We start from the raw sequence: 18,192 nt of genomic DNA on the forward strand, positions 1-18,192 counted from the left end.
CAATTTTGTCATTATTGTCTCCAATAGCTGCCCCTACTGTAAAGAGACGTTATTAATATCCTAGTTTTATATCCACAACACTGGTTGGTAATTCCCCTTTTTCAATTCGTCGAATATTTTCACTAATCGTATCCATAGCAATATCGGGAATAGTAATAGCCGCAATATGTGGCGTCACCGTTATACGGGGATGAGTCCAGAAAGGGTGCATCTCAGGTAATGGTTCCTCAACAAACACATCCAATGCCGCCCCGGCGATATAACCTTTATCAATCGCCACCAACAGATCATGTTCTACTAAATGGGCACCTCGTGCGATATTAATCAGATATGACTTTGGTTTTAGCTGGCTAAACAGCGATAAATTCAGAATACCACGGGTCTTTGATGTATCGGGCAGCAAATTGATAAGCACCTTACTCCCGGAAAGAAAATCGCCCAATTGATCTTCACCGTGAAAACTAACTATATTATTAACCTGTTTTGGAGTACGGCTCCAGCAACGCACAGTAAAGCCAAGCTCCACTAGCGTCTCTGCAACACTGCGTCCCAGAACACCGGCACCCAACACACCCACGACAAAATCTTTGCGAGCATGGGGTACGAGTTGTTTCCACATCCTCTGCCCTTGTTGCAGCTTATACTCATCCATGCGCCGCAAATAATGTAAAACCATTGCTACCGCATACTCTTGCATTTGCCGTCCCATCCCCGCATCTTCGAGCCGCATCAGTGGCACACCGGCGGGTAACATTCCTGGTCTTTGTTGCTCCTGTTTCAAAATGGCCTCTACTCCTGCACCTAAAGTAAAAATCCCCTTCAATTCGGAGCGATTTGCCAACATCTCATAGGGAGGCACCCAAACCATTGCATAATCCGCATGCTTATTATCGCCGCGTTTCCATGCGCGGATATTAATATTGGGCAGTCGTTGCTGCATACCTTGAATCCACTGAGCAGCATCAAAAAAGGGGTGGTAAAAGATAATTTCCATGACTATTTATCCTCATCTTACATTTTCATACAGGGTTATCTGATGATTGAGTGTAGGTTGCAAGTCCCTTTGTTAGTCATCATTACGAAAATTTTGAGAATGTTAAGTAGTTAACGAATTTGTTTTTTTCTTATCGAAGGGCTTGTACCTATCTATTTAGCGGCATCGGTTGGATGCCAATTCACCGAATTGACTCTTATTTAGCTAAGCAATCAAAAAACCAAAGAAAAATATCAGAAGAGTGTTGACGCTTGTAACGGTTTTCCCTATAGTAGCGCCCCGTTGCAGCGACGATGTTAAACAAAGTTGCTGGAACGAAAAAAAGATGGTGAGGTGTCCGAGTGGCTGAAGGAGCACGCCTGGAAAGTGTGTATACGTGAAAACGTATCGAGGGTTCGAATCCCTCCCTCACCGCCAAATTCGAAAGAAAGCTCAGGTTTACCACCTGGGCTTTTTTGCTTGCATATCGCTCCCAATGCAGGGAGGGTCGAGAACCCTCGAACAGGGTTCGACAAAACGGCTTGCCGTTTTGGACCGCCAACGGCGGCCCGTAGGGTGAGCGTAGCGAATCCATCCCTCCCTCACCGCCAAATTCGAAAGAAAGCTCAGGTTTACCACCTGGGCTTTTTTGCTTGTGTATACCCCCGATGCAGGGAGGGTCGAGAACCCTCAACCAGGGTTCGACAAAACGGCCTGCCGTTTTGGACCGCCAACGGCGGCCCGTAGGGTGAGCGCAGCGAATCTATCCTTTCTTCTCCTCCAAATTTAAAAAGAGGCTCAGGTTAAATACCTAGGTTTTTTACTTATATGGACATTACAATTACTATTTCAGGAAATTGGCGTGTGGCATTCGAATTTATCGATGGTGATGCGTACATCGTTAACTACGAGGATTATCACTAATGAAAATGTTTAACCCACCTCACCCAGGCGAAATTATTGCTGACTCTTTGGAAGAACTAGGTTTAGGAATTCGTGATCTAGCGCGAGCATTGAATGTTGCTCCGTCTACGGCTCAACGTTTAGTATCGTGCAAAGCAGCAGTCACGCCAGAGATGGCAATAAAACTGTCAAAAGTACTTGGTAGCTCTCCACGGCTGTGGCTAAAACTGCAAGAAACTTATAGCCTCGATAAAGCAGAAAAGACAGTTGATATTTCCAAACTGACTCCGTTATTTAAGCCTGTCCATTTATCTCACACCTAAAAGTCAACAACCTAAGCTCAGGTTACCAACTGGGCTTTTTACTTTCATAACACCAAAACAGCAATATATTTACCTAGAAAGCATTGGACAAAGAATGTTAACTATCAAATGTTGGGACTTAACAGATATAAAAAACCACCCGAAGGTGGCTATTGTCGTCTCAAACATCTTCATCCAGTTTTTCACGATCTAATTCCAGTAATTCTTGGAATTCCTTTAATCCTCTTAATTCATGGATTTTATTCTCGAAATCTGGGATCGTATGAACATCTTGACTCGTATAAATCAGTTGACTGGTTTCTATGCCTTCTTTGCCACACATTATATGTATATCAACTAATACCGTATTATTATCATAACCTATAGACATAGTTCCATTGTATTTTAGCGCATTTTCAAATTCTTCTTGTGATGGATACGATGACTCATCTCCGTACTTTTTCGTTAACGATTTGCTTACTGGCTTCACGAGGCGACCAATATTAATCTCTAATCTTTTAAATTTTCCATTTAAAAAAAATGCCATTGCTTCACGCTTTTTGTTAGCAAACGAAAAGTCAGAACATGAATAAAGTGATACTTCTTCTATTTGAGAATTTCCCTCAAATTTTTCAAAATCACATAACCTCTTCGAGAGAAACTCTTCTTCTGTCATGCCAAACTTTGCATCTTTATATCCATCAACTGCCATTGCACCAAAGCTAATCATTCCCAATGCAAGCATAACTGCTAATTTTTTCATGTTATCTCCTTTTGCTTAACGCAATGATAACAATGAGAACAGTGTTAAGCCAACCCCATAAACCTCTATCAAGTCCCCAAGTGTGGATGTTTTGGAGAATTTTTTCGCATGCTCCCGGGAATTCACTCCCTTGCCGTCGCGATGCATCTTAAAATCCATAGGGTATATCAACTATCAAATGCTTCGGTTAAGCTTAAAGCACACCCTTTCTGCGCCCTTGTATTGACGCGACGTAAAATCTCAACAAGTACACCAGGATATTGACCATATTCTCTGCTAATTATCCCGACATCATCGGTAACAATAAATGCCGGGTAACTCGTTGACGACGCATCCATATAACTCATCAAACCCGGCGTTCCATCAGGTACAGGTTTCAATGTTTCAGGATCAAGTGCTCGTGCATATACCCACGGTGGAACACGTTTACGTTGCATCTCATCTTCAAAAAAACAAGTGTTGAGTTCAACTTGATTAAATATATCGCGAATCTGACTAATATCACTAAGATTGAAAGTGTCGAATAAAAGATGATTAAAGTCATCACGTTTCAGGGATTCTTTTTCGTGACTTTTCCAACCTCCTCCCGTTATGATATAAAGGCTTTTACCCCCAGAAAATGAGATATTTTTATCTTTCATATACTGGCAAAGTAAATAAATAAAATACGGCGAACCGATAAGACAAATATCTTTTCCTTGATTCTTTATTCGTTCAAGACTATTCAATGTTTTAACAAAATCTATTCGTTCTTCTGTTACGGTAAATGTCGTAGGATATAACAATTCCACCAGGCTCATAACATATTTAAACCAAATGTTATGAGCATTAAATCTATCTGGCCCCAAGTTGACTAATTCCATTTGATGATCAAACCAGCTACCAACATATTTCATGCCATAACTCACAGAGCCTAAAAGTCTCTCAATACTTAATCTGTCACGTGCTACCTGGCTTTTTAAACCATTCGTGCCGCTACTGGTAAACCAACTTTCAATCTCGTTTTCCTGAGAAGTTAATAAACGAGTAAACTTAAAAACTGATGTTGGGAATACAGGTATGTCATCAATTTCCGTAATATTATCATCTACTTTGTGTACCTGACAGTAGTGACGGTATTCTTGGCAATGTTTATAGTGATTACGAAATGCATCAAGCACGAGTTTGTTTCTGATTTTTTCCTGTTCATCGTAAGACCAAGCTAATGGATCGCTCGAAAAAATCAAATCATCAATTTCTGAGCTTGCTGTGATTTCTTGTTTATCAACATATGAAGTCATACCTGTTTTACTCCTCCAGATAATATTAGAGAGTACAGCAGCACTGCTGTCATACTCTTTGACTACATGTGGTACTTCTTAATATTATCATTAACAATATTAATTACATTTTTTTGGTGCATCAAATCACTCATTGGTTCAAAGGATAGCAATACATTTTTTACACCACACTTTTCAATTGCCAGCTTAGCCGCAGTTATACATTCTGTATAATTTCCGATAGCATTTTCTGCAATTATCTGTTCAATTTTATCTTCAAAATTTTCATTAGGGTGCATTTCAAGAACATAATCATTGATAAATGCACGCGTCTCTTCTTTGGCTTTGTTACTATCTTCGTTATAGTTAACTAATATCATTAACTGATGGTCTACCGCTGATAGGTCAACGCCATATTTATCAGCAATGGCTTTATACCTTTCAGCATATTCATGTCTAACATCATTGGAGTCATCCCACTTAAAGATGAGAGGAATGCCTTTTTTAGCCGCCCATTCTACAATGCGATGACTGGTTGCCGTGACATATTTCCGAGGCCCGCCGGGCGTATAAGCATGGGGGTTTACCGATATTTTTGGGAAACTATAAAAGTCGTTATCTGGATTACAATAGCCGGTTGTTAAAGCATCGTTAATGATTTCATAACACTCTTCAAAGAGTTGCTGTTGATATTCAACAGGGCGATTAAAAAAATGCATTTCATCTTCTTTCTCGCAATCACTAAACCCTAGAATAAATCTCCCTTCGCTTAATTGATCCAATAAGCAAGCTTCCTCCGCTACGCGGACAGGATGATGAGTTGTAATGATGTGATTCAATGAGCCAATTTTAATTTTTTCCGTTAAACCGAGCAAAAAGCCAGAAACAGTCAGCGGAGCACCGACAACACCATTACCTGAAAAATGATTTTCATACACTAAAATCTGTTCAAAATTCAACTTGTCAACATACTCCGTTATTTCTTGCATGCGAACCATACTCTGTTCTTGAACAGTTGTTGAATTGATGAAGTTAAGGAAGAACAATCCAAATTTCATTTCTTTTTCCTTAGCTAATATAATAGCGAACGTTGTTTTTCTTTAAGAAACGGCATGACATCAGACTGGAAGAGTTTCATGGAAGCAATAATTTCATCTACCGTTCCATTAGCTTCAAATCCACAACAAATATTTGATATTCCTGTGGCATCAATGTCTTTTTGAATTATGTCAATACATTCCTGCGGAGTTCCCACGGGATTGATTTCGTAACTGTAATCAATACGGCGATTAGTATCTTTATGTCCTTTTAATACAAAGTCACGCCACTGCCCTTTATTAAAATCATAACCTCTCGTTTGGTCTGAATCATCAAAAATGGTCGTGGCATTCACATAAGAATCATACCAGTGCCCGAGAAACTTCCGGCAAATTTCTTTCGCCTTAGTTGAGTCATGATCTACAGATGTTATATATGATAAGCAATGGTCGATATTATGAATATCGTGCCCATGTTCTTGAGCCACCTCGTTATAAAGCTCAAGTTGTGCTCTCTTTTCGTTAGTATTTATAATCCAACTTAATATCATCGGCAAACCATGTTGAGCGGCCCACTCAGTCGTCGAGGCTGATTCAGCAACCACATAAACAGGTGCGCCACTTCTGCTATACGCCGTGGGGTTTACTTTTACCTTATGGAACTTGATATGTTCATTGTCAGCTTCCATATATCCCTTTGTCATTCCACTCTTTATCAGCCGGTACCAGCATTCCGCTAAGGCGCGACTGTTATTCATATCTGTGCCAAATACACGAAAGTCTTTGTTGTAAAGCCCCCGACAAATACCAAACCGAAATCGTCCTTTTGACATTTGATCCAATAAATTCACATCTTCAAGTTGGCGTGCTGGATGGGCTGTGGGAAGAACAATCGCGGCAGTCCCCACATTCAATTTCTTAGTTGCACCAAGTAAATACGCAGCAGCGACATAAGGGTTACCAAGCAAACCAAACTCCGTGAAATGATGCTCCAGTAACCATACAGTATCAAAACCACACTCCTCAGAGATGCGGCCTAATTTAACCAAACGTTTCATTACCTCTGTTTGAGAAAATTGAGGGGGTTGGTATGTAAGCAAAAAGTTTCCAAATTTCATAGAGAGCCCTTATATTTCTATTTGAGTGATAGAATTAACTATCTATCCCAATAGGTTTTAAGACAGCGAAATTGCTTGATTTTCAATCTCAATTTTCATTCGGCGTTCATTGACTGTCGCAATAGTTAAATGTTCAAATGACGGTTCAATAATATCAACATCAATATCCAGACGATCATTATCCATCGCAATAGCGGCTTTCGTAACCGATTGATAAAAATTGCGCAAGACGACTAAGTTTTCACCCAAATCATGCGAACTTCCTAACAAAGAATATATCTTGCATCGATTACTACGAATATTTGATAACAATGTGATAACTTCATCCTGCTTCACCCAATTATCGTTATTTGCAGTAAAAGCAATAAGCGGTATATCAAGATACATCATGTGATTAATTGTAGAAGCTAAATCTTCCCAGCCAAAATCAAGACAATCTCTCGCAAAAACTTCAGCACCCAATTTATGGCCTTCAAAATCTAGATTATTCGGCAATTCATCAATGGGTAAACTGAGATAATCAAATCCTAAAGCTCTTTCAAGCGTATATCTTAAGTTAACGACGCCGACCGCGGTGATTAAAAACGAAACATTGATTTCAGATAGGCTTGCATAAGCTATCCGCGCAGATAAGCTTGAAGCCAACATACCGAGGTTATTTATTTTTCGTGTAGTTAACCAATCAACCACGGCTAACAAGCTCTGTTTTCCTATAGACATTGTAAATTCATCAATTGTCCCTGAGCTCAATCCAACGTGGTGAAGCGAATCATAGCGGATCACATGAAATCCATTCCGCGATAAGTACTCTGCCAGACCAGCAAAATGATCCATCCTTCGGCCAAAACCCGACGCAATAATAATGGTATTATTTCTCTTTGGGCTATCTTCTTCTGGTCGCGTTTCCCAAACATGAATTTTTTTGTTTCCTTCAACACAAATAATATGGTCGATGGTTTTATATCTGGATTCATTTTCCATACTTTTTACCTATTACGGGACAAACACAAGGAACTTATCTTCTTCCAGAAATCGAGTCTGTTCTATTTCAACCGCAACATCCTTAGCAGTATAGTTAGATGGCCTTTCATGAGAAATATATGTCACTAATCGTTGTAATGGTCTCATTCCATCATGAGATCCACCCACTCGAAATATGTTATTCATTCCTGCTTCTACAATCCTTTCCGCGCCTTTTAATGCTAATGCATCTCGGTACTTAAATGCTGATTCCCAAGGAAAAATAGATATAGTTTGCGTTTTATTTTTTTGAACATAAGGCAATATTTGCTCAATATTATCAACGTGATGAAGGTACACACATCTGCCAAGTGGTTGATTAAACTCCACACCCGCACTCGACTCAATAACCATCCAGCGCTGATGAGCATCCGCCTCCACTTTTAATCCAGCAAATAAGCTCTCTTTTTGGACTAAGGAATAGGCCGCCTTTTCATCAAAATCTTTTTTGGCGTTTGGTAATATATGTGCATATAGATCCAGTTTTTCTATCAACGCTAGCTTAAATTCCTCATAATGATTTCCCATGTAATATATATTTTGGGCGGAAAAACAAGCGCGCTGATCGTAAAAACAGACATCATGAGCCGCACCGGTAGCTGCGGACGTCAAATCAACTGGGTTATCGATAATGCAAAGACTCTTTTTAGAACCAAATTTAATCACGTCAGCATAAGGTGGTGCATGTTCTACAGCCCAATTAATCGCATCTTCCCCTCCCCAGGCGACAATGACATCCATATGTTGCATAATTTCTTTTGCGAGTGATGTATCACCTTGGTGTGGCCAATATACAACAGACAAAGAACGCGTTATCGGGTGATTAGGGTCTACATCGATAAAGCTTAACGCTAATGCATTAGCTGTAAAGGGATCGGTTGACGATGTTTTTATAATGCACTGATTCTTGGTTAAAATTGCGCGTAATATAGACATGATCCCAGATAATGGAACATTACCTGCCAATAGATGTACAGACTTACCTTTCGGAAAAGCCCTAATATAACTTTCATCCTGAGGTAGCCATTCATCCATGATATGGCGAGAACCAAGTTCATTTTCTACAACATCATAAAGGCCACCTTTAGAACATAAAATCATAGATATCCAATTAGCCTCTAGCTTGGCCATTGCTTCTGAATATCCCATATATTTTTTTAAGTCACGAATATATGTCCTGCGTCTTGAATATTCTTCATTTTTCCATCTTTGCCCTACCGTATAGAGAAAATTGACAATGTTATGCAACCGTAATTCATTATTTTCATTATAATCAATAATGTTTTTTACATGAGAGTCATTCAATATTGGCAGGTAAACACTATTATCACCAAAATTAATGGATTGCACTAAATCATCACTTTCGGGAAAGATTTCAACTTGGCCGTTAATAATGAATGAAATTTTTTTAGTCATATTAGCCATCCATTTAATGGGGTAATTTCAACTTAAGTTGTTGTTTAGCCATCTTGCAAACTGGTCGTACCAATATTTGCTTCTTGTATTTTTGTGCTACGACGATGTAAATAACAAAATATCCAGCAAATAAGCTTCTGATTACGGGACATCTAACCTGTAACTTTCGTCAGAATATGGTAATACTCTGAATTTTCTGCTCAAAGCTATTAATGTGACTGGGCGGATCATCAATATAATAATCTCTCCCCTAGTTTCAATACCTGCTAAAATAGCAAAGGAAAATTTTCATATCAACAAGATTTGTTAATGAAAAATTTAAATTAAAAGAGTCACGCTCTTCTCTATGCGTAATGATATTTATGTAAATTATTAGTCTGCTTATGCATTCAAGATGTTTTATGCTATTTTTCAAATACCCACAGAATACATTGAAATAGCAAGTGTAAAGTTATCATCCGCGATGTCGCTAGCTGCACTCGCCTCACGGATGGTACAGATCTGTTCATCGCTCAATGGTCCGTCATCTTTCTCGTAGTGCGGTAAGTAGCGGTCTGCAAAGTTGCGCAAGGCAAGGTGTGCGATTTCAGTTTTACTCATACCAGTGACTTTAACCAGTTCATCGAGCGTCCCGGCGCTAATCCCTGTCGGCGTATCCTGATTAGTTTTCCCAACGCCGCCACAAGATGTTCAAACTCAACCTTTATACCGATATAACTCCCCCCACATCATATTAGTTATTTGCTCAATATGATCAAAACGCCCGGCTATTTTTTCCAACACTTGCGGTGATAATGTGGCTTCAAACTTCAACGCTAAAATAGATAAAGCTTTCCAGTGATCAATCAATTCCGTGCAACGCTCAATCAAAGAAGGTGCAATATCAGCTCTGATTAAAGAATGTTTTAACAAATTCAAACTGGGTATTACATACAATACGCTAATGTGATCAAACAATCTTTTAGCCGCCCGGCAAGCTTTTTCTTCTGCCTGTTGAAATGCATTTAGACATAATTTGCCATAATTTTTCAATGCGTCATAATATTCAGGCAAGGTATTAAATAATTCTGCCTGACGAGTCAGTAATTCCCTTACCGGCATAGTTTCATGCTCGCTCAGTGAATCAACAATATAAAAATTACCCATATGATCATAAGTTTCATTGGGCACTTTATCAGAAAGCGCTAAATAAAATTGCTCAGATGGCATCCATGCCTCACAAGCATAAGATTCCCGATCAACCACCAAAGAATCAAAGATACGCACTTGTGAATAATCATCCGTAATAGCGGAGATCAACACAGCATGCAGGTATTCCGGTTTATTGGTATAAACCTCAGAATAAGATAAATGTGCCGAATTAACCCAAGCAACGACGCCTTTCCTCTGACACAGTAATTCATACAATTGACGACACCACTGAGCATAATCTATCGGTAATGAAATTATATTTGCGCCCAAAGTCGCCGCACCAGTTAGTCCAACAGTTTCAACTGAGAAAGTATATTCAGGCATATTCAGTGCATCATAACCACTACGAAATAAATAACCATTACCCGCTTCAAAGATCTCTGCCTCAAAAATCTCTTTACCCTGTAAATTAAGTAATCTTGTCAGGCTACCGGTAAAACAATTTATTGCGACATTATTTATCGCGACATTTGCGTATGATTTATCCATCACATTTTCCATGAGCATTTTGTCACCTAGATACAATGGGCTAATTTATGAATAGCAGACCAGATATATTATGCCCTGTAATCACGGTTATTTTCCTCCAATATTATTGTGGCTGCTTGTGCTATATTTTCGATAAGTAAATCAGGTTCATAATTCAAAGTATGTGCTAACAGCGCCAAAAGTAATCTCTCCATTCCGAAAGCAATACAAGCGGAATGCATAGCACGATCGCTAGCACGGCTGATAATATTGAAGTTGGTGGTAAATAAATCTCGGTGTAAATTTCGGGAACCAACGCTAACGTTATATTTATCAAACCAAGGAATAAGTATTTCACACTTGACGCCCATTGATAATTGTACTTTACGAGTCACTTTAGAATGCTCTCCATAAAATACATCACTGGCTTTTTCTACCGAAAGAGAAGGAAACAGTAAACGTAAGAATTTAACCGCTTGCCCAAATATCATTTCACAATGTGTTTCTACTTTTTCCTGTAGCCCCACCAATATTAATTCACGCATGGTAAAATTCCCCATACGGGTAGGCTCATCTTTAGCCGGTTCATATCGATGACACTGCCCTTTAGCTGTAAAATATTTCAGTTCCCAATCATGGGTACTCTCTGCTAAATGAGCGAAGGTATGATAACAAGTCGATGGGCTCAATACCCATGCATCCCCGCTATTTTCACTCATGACATCGTGAGTTAAATGAGGATAAACATGCAATGGATTGCTAGGCAATTTGTCAAAGAAACTGATACGCTCTAACGTGGATCGAGGTAACAATGTGGTACATGAGTGTGAAGTAACAGATATTCCCTTACTTAAAACTTGCAAAAGTGTCTCATCAAGGAACTCAGCAGCAGCATATAAACTGTCAGAGAGCCGGTACCCGACAAGGCCATTCTGCGATTGCACAATTGATAGCAGCTTACGCTGTTGAAGTTCTTTTATCATATTTTTATATTACCTTTGCTGATCGATGGTTACGTTATGCTGCCCAGTAAACAATCTCTGTTCTATAAATAGAAAGGATGTGTTTCCATATCATCAAATATCATCTCCAGATATTTTTCTAAGATGATAAAGAAACACATTTGATCCCAAAATCAATTAACTGACATTTTAATCAGGACGCCATCAGGGTTATTCTTTCCATACGACAAACCCTTCAATATAAAGCTTGTCCAATGAGGTTTTCAAAAATGTCTCTACTGCAACCTCTGGTGACATAATAAGCGGCTGTCCCCTAACGTTAAATGAAGTATTCACCAGGCAGCCATAACCCGTTATCTTCTGTACCTCTTTCAATAATCGCCAAAAAGTTGCGTTAAAAGTACGCTCAACAAGCTGAATACGCGCCGTTCCATCAGCATGAACAATACCTGACACCGGCTCCATCATCTCTGGTTTTACTTTGGCGGTGCAAAGCATATATCGAGTCGGCATTAAATTACGTGTCTCAAAAATAGTGTCGCAATCCTCATCCAATATTGCCGGGGCAAATGGCCGGAAAGCCTCACGGAATTTTACTGTGCTATTAATTCTATCCTTTATTTTTTCACCTGCTGGCAGAGCTAAAATCGAACGGTTGCCAAGTGCCCTTGGGCCAAATTCCATTCGATCATGGAACCAAGCAATGATTTTGTCTTCTGCGATATCTTTAGCCGCAGACGCAAAATAATCATCATTCAGCCCCAAATAACGCCATTTCATGCCCGCATTGCCACCATGTCGGAATAATACATTACGGACTTCATCAGTGGAGAAACGAGGACCGAGATAAGGATTAAAGCAAGGATCTGCGCCATTGTTATATCCGCCAGCCACAAAAAGCGCAGCGCCCAAGGCCGAACCATCATCACCCGATGCCGGTTGAACAAAGACGTTTTCAACACCATCAAGCTGACAAAGGGCCTGGTTTGCTTTGCAGTTTAAGAACGATCCTCCAGCAAGGCAGAGTGATGTTTCACCGGTTTTTTGCAGCCAATAGGCCACTAACTGTTTCAGCAACAGTGTAAATTTCTCCTGTAATCCGGCAGCAAAATCCTGATGAACATCCAGCAAAGGATCATCTTCATTTCTTGGTGTCAAACCAAACATATCGCTCAGTTGTGCCATTGCACCGGGAAAACCATATTCCGAATTGTCAAATGCTTGCGGTAACCAGTTTATCTGTATCGTTCCACTCTCTGCATCGAATTGAGTCAATTTATTGAAAATATCGCGATATCGCTCAGGATTACCATATGCGGCAAGTCCCATGACTTTATATTCATCACTATTAAATACAAAGCCAAGGAACCGGGTACAGATAGAATAAAATATTCCTAATGAAGAACTAATTGGCTGACTGTACAATTTCTGGAATTGCTGGTCTTTAGCAAGATAAACACTTAAAGATTCTATTTCACCCATACCGTCTGAAATGACACATAGTGCCGATGGGAAGCCACTGGGATAAAAGGTTGATGCGGCGTGAGCCAGATGATGATCTACCCCTTGAAAACGTGATTCAATATTCTGCCACCCTTCTGAAGCCAATGCATTAATCACGGTTTTTCCGCTAAAAGCCTCCTCAAACATTTTTTCATTCGACATGAAAAAACGGCGATATTTATCATAATTAAAACCGTGGGCAATAACCTGTATATCATCTTGCGTAAGACCCGCTTCCGCCAAACAGTAGTTAATAGCATTAGCAGGAAACCGGCCGGTTCCTTTTTCTCCGGTAAAGCGCTCTTCCGCAGCCGCTGCAATAATTTTTCCATTAACAATTACGCAGGCTGCACTATCAACTCCCTGACAAATACGCTCGTCTAATTTACCTATACCTGGGTAATTCTCTCGCATAAAATGTTGCGAATTGGGAAGGCCACTGATACCTAATATAACCATTTTCTTCACCTCCAAATTGTTATTTTTCTTTCATAAGAATTAGACTATGCACTTTATACCAATAGCCCATTTTGCATTACCAGGAATCAAGTCACCTTGCCAAATAAAGTAATGGCATTATTACCACCAAAACCAAATGCATTGTTTTGTATATATTTTAAATTATTCTTCATTTCCATTTGACGAGTAATTAAATTAAATTGATATTCAAAATCCTCCTGCAAGATATTTGTTGGCGGCATCATTTGATCTCTCAAAGATAAGCAAGCACTGACTGCGCCAATTGCTCCCGCTGTCGCCATCATATGTCCGATAGTCCCTTTAATTGCTGAAACCGCCGAATGCGGGAAATATTCAGAGAATATCGATGCTTCTACTGCATCATTGGCCTTAGTCCCAGTACCGTGTGCATATATGCCACCTATATCTCCGGCTTCCACGCCTGCCAAATCTAATAATTTCTTATGGCACTGGGTGACACTGTTAATATCAGGATTGGTCGGATGTAATGCGTCATTATTACTAGCAGTAGCGATCAATTCAGCATAAGGCGATTGATATTCACCAACGTGTTTTCTATTCTGCAACACCAAAAAAGCGGCACCCTCAGATATCGTAATAAAGCGCCTTAATTTCGAAAACGGACGGCATTGTTCCGCACCTAATGCATTAAGCATGTAGAAACCTGACCACACCTTTTTTGAAAAGGCGTCTCCACCGCCAATGATGGATGTCGAGATAATTCCCGCATTCATCATGCGTAGTGCTGTTTCAAGCGCAATATTTGCTGACGCACAAGTATTATGTATCGTCATGGAAGGCCCGAATGAACCAATTGCACGAGCAACATTATCGGAAACCGCATGACTCGAATAGATATTCGAATGCCAATTTACCGGCATACCTTCAACTAATTGATCAAGAATATCCGCCTCAGCCTCATTATTACCCACACACACCAAGGCATTACGCAATTCAGCACACCCTGGTTGTAATCCTGCATCCGCTATCGCTTGAAGTGCGGCATCGACAGCATACAAAGAAGAATCAGGGAGCTGTATACCGGTACATTTCGGTGCTCTGGCTTTTATATCCAGACGCCGCTCAGCGGAAATTCTTCCCGCGACAAAATTTGGCTTCAAAGAAGGATAGATCGGTTCCAGTCGAGTAAAATTTGACTCGCCAGCACATAAGTTTTTCCAATAATTTTCGACGTCTATACCAATTGGAGTAACGACGCCAAGACCTGTAACATATATTTTATCTAACATCGTTCTCCTTCCTCTTAATTGATACTGCGTCAGTTATCCAAAGTAATTTTTCCCCTTCACAATATGCCCTGGCATCCCAACACATTATTGAGCCAAATCGGGTTACTTTAGTTTCAATAAACACAGGAGAATTAATATGTTCGATATCAGGATTGAAGGCCAATTCGCCAAATTTGGCAAAAACATAATCGCCTGCTGTTGAAATACTCTGTTGCTGATGCTGCAAAATTAATGCTAAATTCCCCATTGCCTCGACAAGAATAATCAAAGGGAAATAATGATATTTTTGCAAATAAGCCGCTTCACCGCGCAATGATTTCATATCCAGGCTGCAATTCGCTCTGTTTAATCCATCATTAACATAGACTATTTTCGGCAAAAACCAAAATTCTGGTTCACGCAATGATGGTGATAATAGAGAAGATGCGTAAAAAATTTTTTTACTTTCACCTTTTGTATCTCTGTCAGAATAATTCAGAAGAAAAGAAAAACAGCGTTGTTCCGATACCATTGCAGAAATTTTATTTTCCACTTGGCGATATTGGATATTTTCATCAGGACGTATAAATTGATGAAAAAATAGATTTCTTAAACTGATAAAATCGGCAGATGCATCAGCCATCTCTTTACAAAAAGCGGCGACTGGCAAGATCCCTGGCACAACAGGATTACCGGGAAAATGATATTTGAATATTTCATCTTGAGGTGAAAAAACATGGTTAATACGATTAATCATCATTGTGTATAACCCTTACGCCTGAAGCATTCATGTTATCGATCACAATAAATACAACAGCATCTCCTTTTTTACTGTGCTTAATCGCCCCCATAAACTTATGAAACAGAAAAGCGCTATTATATTCTTGGTATTCAATTGCATTATTATCTTTAACAACATGAATTAATGCGTCATTCTGATCCAACGTATTATATATAAATATCTTCGTATCCGGTGACAAAGCATCACACCGTTTTTTTATCTCTCCCGCCGTTAACCCGAAGAAAAAATCTGCCGTAAATTGTTTTCCACTCAATAGTGTCGCACACATCACACCAGAAGATATTGACTTCTGATTGCTGACTTTCTTTCGTATATCATCAAGTGCTTCTGTGCAATAAACATCACCGAAAAAGAGGTAGCTGGCACCTATTGATCTATTATGCAGATTAAGCAACGCTTGCATGAATACCATTACAGGGGTTTTACTACCTGCATTTAATGTACAATTTCCTCCCGTTACCTTTTTGTCAATGTTAATAAAGGTTGAAGCTGAACTGGTGGTAGCATAAGGGAATTGTTGAGCAGATACCATTTTATCATTGTTCATGACCTGCCGCTGAAAACGAAGCATTGCTTCAAGGTTGCCATATTCTGTACCCACAATCACAGATTCATTTTTTCCATTTCTATCTTCTGCAATAAACTGATTCGCCAGATAGGTACAAACGCGGCTAAAGTCATCACGAAAACGATCACCTTTATTGCTTACAAATTCAGAAATATCAGCAGGAAGAGAAAACTCCCCCTCTCTCTCATTCCGAAATATATTCGGGTAAATAGCTAAATTTCCCACGTTAAAAGTCAACATTTTCCCTCAACTTATTATTTGAAAAATAGAGAGTTTTTAATTATTGATTAAGTCAACCCGATCATTGCAGGTTATTTTTTATTTCCTCCCATAACTCACCTACAGTTTGAATACGGGCAAGCGCATCTTCAGAAACCTCCTTACCAAAAGTTCGCTCAACTGACAAAATGACATCAATTAACTTTAATGAGTCAATACCGAGATCACTCTTCAACAATTTATTCGACGTTATTTTAAAATCCGGGTCTAACTCAGCAACATTCACCAAAATACTTGCTAATTCTTCATTAACCATATCAATATTATCCATATCACATCCCCAATGATGTCTATTCAGATCTAATGGTTTTTATACCCATTATCTTTCAAGTTGCCTCTTTGTTGGCTGCTCTCGCTCACCCCAGTCACATAATTCTCTATGATCCCGGGGATTCACTCCCTTGCCATCGCGATGCATCTTGAAATCCATAGGGTATATATAAATTTCTCATAAATCGTTTCCCCCATACATATATCGAAAAACGCATTCCAATTAACGGCCAGCAACAATTACGCCTATTGGGATAGGTATTTACCCAAGAAAATAATTCATAACCGATATAAAAGCAGAGGTATCTGATAATCAGTTTTGGTTCCTATTCCAAATAACGTACCCAAAATTGGAATAATAACCAATAACCTTTTCTCATTACAGCGATTGGCAATATTAGGCCAAGTGAAGAAATACATTTATCATATACCCAACCCAATATTCCAGTTAATTGATAAAAACATGATTGTAGATCACGATTTATGATATTGTTATTAACCACTTAATCCCCCATCAATGCAAAGAGATGTTCCTGTGATATAGGTTGATGTACTCAATGTCCCCACACAAAAACTGGCAATTTCATCGACATCTGCCATTCGTTTTAATGCTGTGCTTCTGGCGAATTCCATCTTTTTTTCTGGAGAAATATGACGTAACATACCACCATCAACATATCCCGGCATTACAGTGTAAGCCCTAACATTAAAACGGCCGTAGTCATTTGAGATGTTTTTCACCAATGCATTCATGGCGGCTTTTGAACAAGAATAAGCAGTAGCGCCTGTCTCCCCACGTAAACTTGCTGTAGAAGAAATAAATTGCATCACGCCATTACGATTCTTCATAAAATGCGGCAGCAAATATTTTGCTACTCTTGCGGCACCAAACAAGTTGACATTAAAAACATCATGCCAACCCTCAATATCCTGAGCATGCAATAAACCATCCAATGACATTGCCGGTGTATAGATAACCGCGTCAATACATTTCATTTTCTCAACCGCAATGCCAATGGCTTCTCTAACGCTGTTATCCGACATAACATCTAAATAAATTTCTTCATTACACGGTTTACGTGAAGTACCTAATACTTCATAGCCGCTGGCAACCGCATGTCGGCAAATTGCATTCCCAATTTCACTTGATGAACCAATAATAAGTATCTTGCTGTTATATTTATGCATTCAAACATTCCTACCTTATCTAAAAGTTATTTTCCAACAGTAAACCCTACTTTAAATAAAGCATTCAGAATAAATATTATCTAAACAAGAAAACATTTTTAACTCATATATTTACAGATATATATACTTTTAAACACATGTACTTTTAACGCATATATTTTTAGCTTACCTATTTTCAACTCATTTAATCCATCTAATTCTATGAGTCACTCTAAATAATAGGGTGAGTTCTTATATCTGTCAAATTATTAATCTAATATTTAAGAAATATCAAAGCATTGGTTAAATTACATCCAAAAATTAAATAAAAACCATCATGCGTAAAAATATCCAATACAGCTAATTTAATCTAGTCATAATCAATACATGTGGTGAATGCATAATTAATTATTTAACTTTCTGACAATAACAATTAAAAATTGTAATTAATTCTGTTAATTTATTATAAAGATAAAACATTA

Annotated in this window: 17 protein-coding genes, 1 tRNA gene, 1 other RNA gene and 1 pseudogene; 4 read left to right on the forward strand and 16 right to left on the reverse strand. The window is 38.9% G+C overall.

All coding sequences use genetic code 11. The features are described 5' to 3' along the window. Positions 1 to 52 precede the first annotated feature (52 nt). Complete coding sequence (gene ghrA / locus EAE91_RS19915) at positions 53 to 994, reverse strand: glyoxylate/hydroxypyruvate reductase GhrA (protein WP_214090005.1); 942 nt, start codon at positions 992 to 994, stop codon at positions 53 to 55. 327 nt (positions 995 to 1,321) lie between these two features. On the opposite strand from ghrA, the gene EAE91_RS19920 reads away from it, so the two are divergent. The 4 genes and pseudogenes from EAE91_RS19920 (at position 1,322) to EAE91_RS19930 (ending at position 2,199) form a co-directional block, all read left to right on the forward strand. Next, positions 1,322 to 1,411, forward strand: a tRNA-Ser gene (locus EAE91_RS19920). Positions 1,412 to 1,460: 49 nt separating this feature from the next. After that, a non-coding RNA gene (locus EAE91_RS19925) (RtT sRNA) lies at positions 1,461 to 1,584 on the forward strand. 226 nt (positions 1,585 to 1,810) lie between these two features. Beyond that, positions 1,811 to 1,897, forward strand: a pseudogene (locus EAE91_RS25085) (type II toxin-antitoxin system RelE/ParE family toxin); the annotation flags it as partial. After that, positions 1,897 to 2,199 (forward strand): HigA family addiction module antitoxin, encoded by a 303-nt coding sequence (locus EAE91_RS19930; protein ID WP_011146340.1) that lies wholly within the window; start codon positions 1,897 to 1,899, stop codon positions 2,197 to 2,199. The pseudogene EAE91_RS25085 and the gene EAE91_RS19930, both read left to right, overlap by 1 nt. A gap of 160 nt (positions 2,200 to 2,359) precedes the next feature. On the opposite strand, the gene EAE91_RS19935 is transcribed toward EAE91_RS19930, so the two are convergent. The 15 genes from EAE91_RS19935 to EAE91_RS20005 all read right to left on the reverse strand — a co-directional run bounded on the left by EAE91_RS19935 (position 2,360) and on the right by EAE91_RS20005 (position 17,731). Next, on the reverse strand, positions 2,360 to 2,941 hold the full coding sequence (locus EAE91_RS19935; RefSeq protein WP_214090006.1) for a hypothetical protein: 582 nt from the start codon (positions 2,939 to 2,941) through the stop codon (positions 2,360 to 2,362). A gap of 167 nt (positions 2,942 to 3,108) precedes the next feature. Next, positions 3,109 to 4,221 carry a long-chain-fatty-acid--protein ligase LuxE gene (gene luxE / locus EAE91_RS19940; RefSeq protein ID WP_214090007.1) on the reverse strand — a complete coding sequence of 371 codons (1,113 nt, stop codon included), beginning with the start codon at positions 4,219 to 4,221 and terminating at the stop codon, positions 3,109 to 3,111. Between the two features lie 62 nt (positions 4,222 to 4,283). Beyond that, a complete protein-coding gene (gene luxB, locus EAE91_RS19945) occupies positions 4,284 to 5,258 on the reverse strand; it encodes a luciferase subunit beta (protein WP_214090008.1) in 975 nt (324 codons plus the stop codon). Positions 5,259 to 5,272: 14 nt separating this feature from the next. Then, positions 5,273 to 6,355, reverse strand: a complete 1,083-nt coding sequence (gene luxA, locus EAE91_RS19950; RefSeq protein WP_214090009.1) for a luciferase subunit alpha — start codon at positions 6,353 to 6,355, stop codon at positions 5,273 to 5,275. Between the two features lie 57 nt (positions 6,356 to 6,412). Then, a complete protein-coding gene (locus tag EAE91_RS19955) occupies positions 6,413 to 7,336 on the reverse strand; it encodes an acyl transferase (RefSeq protein WP_214090010.1) in 924 nt (307 codons plus the stop codon). A gap of 12 nt (positions 7,337 to 7,348) precedes the next feature. Then, positions 7,349 to 8,791, reverse strand: a complete 1,443-nt coding sequence (gene luxC / locus EAE91_RS19960; RefSeq protein ID WP_214090011.1) for a long-chain-fatty-acyl-CoA reductase LuxC — start codon at positions 8,789 to 8,791, stop codon at positions 7,349 to 7,351. Positions 8,792 to 9,202: 411 nt separating this feature from the next. Continuing rightward, the gene (locus EAE91_RS19965; RefSeq protein WP_244868956.1) at positions 9,203 to 9,391 is read right to left on the reverse strand and encodes a hypothetical protein; all 189 of its coding nucleotides are present in this window, start codon (positions 9,389 to 9,391) and stop codon (positions 9,203 to 9,205) included. Between the two features lie 96 nt (positions 9,392 to 9,487). Then, positions 9,488 to 10,471, reverse strand: coding sequence for a hypothetical protein (locus EAE91_RS19970; RefSeq protein WP_214090012.1), 984 nt, complete (start codon positions 10,469 to 10,471; stop codon positions 9,488 to 9,490). Between the two features lie 68 nt (positions 10,472 to 10,539). Continuing rightward, the gene (locus EAE91_RS19975) at positions 10,540 to 11,433 is read right to left on the reverse strand and encodes a class-II aminoacyl-tRNA synthetase family protein (protein WP_214090013.1); all 894 of its coding nucleotides are present in this window, start codon (positions 11,431 to 11,433) and stop codon (positions 10,540 to 10,542) included. 189 nt (positions 11,434 to 11,622) lie between these two features. Continuing rightward, on the reverse strand, positions 11,623 to 13,374 hold the full coding sequence (locus EAE91_RS19980; protein WP_214090014.1) for a carbamoyltransferase family protein: 1,752 nt from the start codon (positions 13,372 to 13,374) through the stop codon (positions 11,623 to 11,625). 86 nt (positions 13,375 to 13,460) lie between these two features. Beyond that, entirely contained in the window at positions 13,461 to 14,645 is a 1,185-nt protein-coding gene (locus EAE91_RS19985; protein WP_214090015.1) for a beta-ketoacyl synthase N-terminal-like domain-containing protein, read from the reverse strand. After that, positions 14,635 to 15,384 (reverse strand): ApeI family dehydratase, encoded by a 750-nt coding sequence (locus EAE91_RS19990; protein ID WP_479687625.1) that lies wholly within the window; start codon positions 15,382 to 15,384, stop codon positions 14,635 to 14,637. The genes EAE91_RS19985 and EAE91_RS19990 overlap by 11 nt, the downstream gene beginning before the upstream one ends. Continuing rightward, positions 15,374 to 16,219 carry a hypothetical protein gene (locus EAE91_RS19995; protein WP_214090017.1) on the reverse strand — a complete coding sequence of 282 codons (846 nt, stop codon included), beginning with the start codon at positions 16,217 to 16,219 and terminating at the stop codon, positions 15,374 to 15,376. The genes EAE91_RS19990 and EAE91_RS19995 overlap by 11 nt, the downstream gene beginning before the upstream one ends. A gap of 76 nt (positions 16,220 to 16,295) precedes the next feature. Next, a complete protein-coding gene (locus EAE91_RS20000) occupies positions 16,296 to 16,544 on the reverse strand; it encodes an acyl carrier protein (protein ID WP_214090018.1) in 249 nt (82 codons plus the stop codon). A 494-nt stretch (positions 16,545 to 17,038) separates the two neighbouring features. Next, positions 17,039 to 17,731: an SDR family NAD(P)-dependent oxidoreductase gene (locus tag EAE91_RS20005; RefSeq protein ID WP_214090019.1), complete on the reverse strand. Its 693-nt coding sequence runs from the start codon at positions 17,729 to 17,731 to the stop codon at positions 17,039 to 17,041. Between the last annotated feature and the right edge of the window lie 461 nt (positions 17,732 to 18,192).

This window comes from Photorhabdus noenieputensis (assembly GCF_018448935.1).
GTDB classification, from domain to species: domain Bacteria; phylum Pseudomonadota; class Gammaproteobacteria; order Enterobacterales; family Enterobacteriaceae; genus Photorhabdus; species Photorhabdus noenieputensis.